The following is a 3,076-nucleotide window of genomic DNA, read 5'->3' on the forward strand; positions in this document are numbered from 1 at the left end:
GGGTCATTCTTGGGGCGTGGCGGGGTGGGGTGCGGCCTGAGAGGAGGATCAGGCGGGCCGCTCGGTGGCGTTGGCCGGCGTACGGGGCCAGGAGTTCAAGCATCGCGTCGTCGTCCGCGTCGCGGTTGCCGGCCAGGGCGTAGCCGACCGTGCTCGGCAGGTGGTAGTCGCCGACCGATACGGCGTCAGGGGCCCCGTTGCTGCGCTGCAGGGTTTCCGCGGCCGTCCAGGGGCCGATGCCGGGGATCAGCTGCAGGCGGGCCGTGGCCTGTTCCAGGGGCATCGTGGCCGCCTCCTCCAGGCGTCCGGCCACCCGTACGGCTCGCAGGATCGTCGCCGAACGCTTGCTGTCCACGCCCGCGCGGTGCCACTCCCAGGACGGGATGAGCGCCCAGGTCCGGGGCGAGGGCGTGATGTGCAGGTCCACCGGGCCGGGGGCCGGGTCGCCGTACTTGCGGATCAGCAGGCGCCAGGCGCGGTACGCCTCGTGGGTGGTGACCTTCTGCTCCAGGATGGACGCGATCAGGGATTCGAGGACCAGTCCCGTGCGGCCCAGCCGCAGGCCCGGGCGGCGGCGCCAGGTGTCGGCGACGACGCGGTGGCGCGGCACGAAGGCGGAGGGGTCGTCCAAGGAGCCGAGGAGGGGCGGCAGTTCGTCGAGGAGCCAGTCGGCTCCCTCGCCCCAGGCGGTCGCCTCGACGAGGGGCCCGCGCGCGGTGACCCGCAGGGTGCCCGGGCCCGCCGGGGTGCGGCAGGTGCGCCAGAAGGCGCCGTCGGGGGTCGCGCGGAACGTCGGGTCGGCCGGGCCGCGGCGGAGCGGTCCCAGGGCCAGGGCGAGGTCGAGAGGGCCCGGCGGGGTCCAGGTGCGGGTGCGCGCGGACGGTGCCGGTGCGCTCTGGCGCGGGACGGACCCGGTCGCCGCCGTGTCTCCGCCCCGCACCGTGGTGCGGGTGACGGGGCGGGGCGCGAAGCGGCCTGACACGGGTGCGGTCCTTGGGTCGGGAGGTGCGTGGGCTTCGAGCCTACTGGTCCGACGAGAAGCGGAGCGAGGCGTCGGGCAGCGTCGCGCCGCACCACACCCGTACGCCTTCGCGCAGCTCGTTGTCCGCGCCCACCGTGGCGCCGTCGCCGACGACCGCGCCGGACACGAGGGTGCGGGCGCCGATCCTCGCGCCCGCGCCGATGAGGGAGTCGGTGATCACCGCGCCGGCCTCGATCACGGCACCGGCGAGGATCGCGCTGCCGTCGACGCGGGCGCCCTCGCCGACCGTCGCGCCCTCGCCGACGACCGTGCCGCCGGTCAGCTTCGCGTCGGTGGCGACGGACGCGGTCGGCAGGACCAGGCGGTCGCCGCAGCGGCCCGGCACCGCCGGGGACGGCGCCCTGCCGAGGACCAGGTCCGCCGAGCCGCGGACGAACGCCTGGGGGGTGCCCAGGTCCAGCCAGTACGTCGAGTCGACCATGCCCTGGAGGTGCGCGCCCGAGGACAGGAGGTCGGGGAAGGTCTCGCGTTCCACGGAGACGGGGCGGCCCGCGGGGATCGTGTCTATGACCGAGCGGCGGAAGACGTACGCACCCGCGTTGATCTGGTCGGTGACGATCTCCTCGGGGGTCTGGGGCTTTTCGAGGAACGCCGTGACCCGGCCCGTGGGGTCGGTGGGGACGAGGCCGAAGGCTCTGGGGTCCTCGACCCGGGTGAGGTGCAGGGAGACGTCGGCGCCCGAGGCGGTGTGGGTGGAGACGAGGGCGCTGATGTCGAGACCGGTGAGGATGTCCCCGTTGAAGATCAGGACCGGGTCGTCGGGAGACGAGTGCAGGCGTGAGGCGACGTTGCGGATGGCGCCGCCGGTGCCGAGCGGCTCCTCCTCGGTGACGTACTCCAGGTGCAGACCGAGGGCGGAGCCGTCGCCGAAGTACGGCTCGAAGACTTCGGCGAGGTACGACGTCGCGAGGACGATGTGTTCGACTCCGGCCGCCCGCGCGCGGGCCAGCTGGTGGGTGAGGAAGGGCACACCGGCCGCCGGGACCATGGGCTTCGGCGTGTGCACGGTGAGCGGGCGCAACCGGGTGCCCTTGCCGCCGACCAGGAGGATCGCTTCAGTCACCTTGTCGTCTCTGCTTCCTGCTGGGGCCGGCCGGGGTACGGGCAGGCCAGTGTATGCAGACCGTTCGATACGACCCGGTCAGCGGCCCTGTAGGCGAGCGGAGGCGTCCCGGGTCTCGTCGAGCTTGCTGTAGAGGCGGCCTCCCGGACAGTCGGTGGCGTATCCGTCCCGGTGTCCGGAAATGACGTTGAGCTTGACGACGGTTCCCTTCTTGTAGCGGTTGCCGCCACCGGACTTGAGCGTGGTCTTGGCGCGCGGGTCGGCGCCGTACAGACCGAGCTTCCAGGCGGTGAGGCGGGCAACCGCGTTGACGACCGCGGCGGGTGGGTTGGACTTGCTGTAGGTACCGAGGACGGCGATGCCCGTGCTGTTGCTGTTGAAACCGAGAGTGTGCGCCCCCAGGACCGGCTTGGCCACACCGCCTGCCCTGCCTTCGTAGATGTTTCCGCACTTGTCGACGGCGAAGTTGTAGCCGAAGTCGCGCCAGCCGCTGCTCTTGACGTGGTAGCGGTAGATACTGCGCAGGACGGAGTCGGCCTGCGAGCAGCTGTAGTTGTTGCCGGTCGCGCTGTGGTGCACGAAGGCGGCCTTGACGCTCTTCGTGTAGACGAAGTTGCGCTCGCGGAGCTGCTCGTTGGCGCCCCAGCCCTTGCGGGTGACGATGCGCGGGCGGGGCCCGATCAGGGGCTTCCCACCGCCCAGTACGAAGGTCTGCTCCTCCGTCTCCGCCTTGCTCAGCGCCGGCACTTCGGTGGCGCCGAGCGGGACGAGGTCGGCGTTGACGGCGGAGGCCGCGGCGTCCTCCGCGGTCAGGAGGGTGGTCCGGGGGTCGTCCGCGTCGTCGGCCGCGGTCTGGGCCGCGGTGTCGTCGGCGCCGGCCTCGGCGGTGTCGGCCGCCGCGTCGGCGGTGGTCGTCGTGCCGACGGGCGGGTCGTCGCCCGGGTCGACCAGTTCGAGGCGCAGGCCGGACG

The 3,076-nt window shown here is 73.0% G+C and carries 3 protein-coding genes; all 3 read right to left on the reverse strand.

Annotated elements, in window-relative coordinates; genetic code table 11:
- Nucleotides 1-982 (reverse strand): DNA-3-methyladenine glycosylase family protein (locus E2E34_RS32890; RefSeq protein WP_208765405.1); only part of this gene is annotated, 982 nt, incomplete at its 3' end.
- 40 nt (nt 983-1,022) lie between these two features.
- On the reverse strand, nt 1,023-2,105 hold the full coding sequence (gene manB, locus E2E34_RS32895; protein WP_138905495.1) for a mannose-1-phosphate guanylyltransferase: 1,083 nt from the start codon (nt 2,103-2,105) through the stop codon (nt 1,023-1,025).
- Nucleotides 2,106-2,183: 78 nt separating this feature from the next.
- Nucleotides 2,184-3,076 (reverse strand): peptidoglycan recognition protein family protein (locus tag E2E34_RS32900; protein WP_138905496.1); only part of this gene is annotated, 893 nt, incomplete at its 5' end.

It is taken from the genome of Streptomyces albidochromogenes (genome assembly GCF_005981925.1).
Taxonomy (GTDB): domain Bacteria; phylum Actinomycetota; class Actinomycetes; order Streptomycetales; family Streptomycetaceae; genus Streptomyces; species Streptomyces albidochromogenes.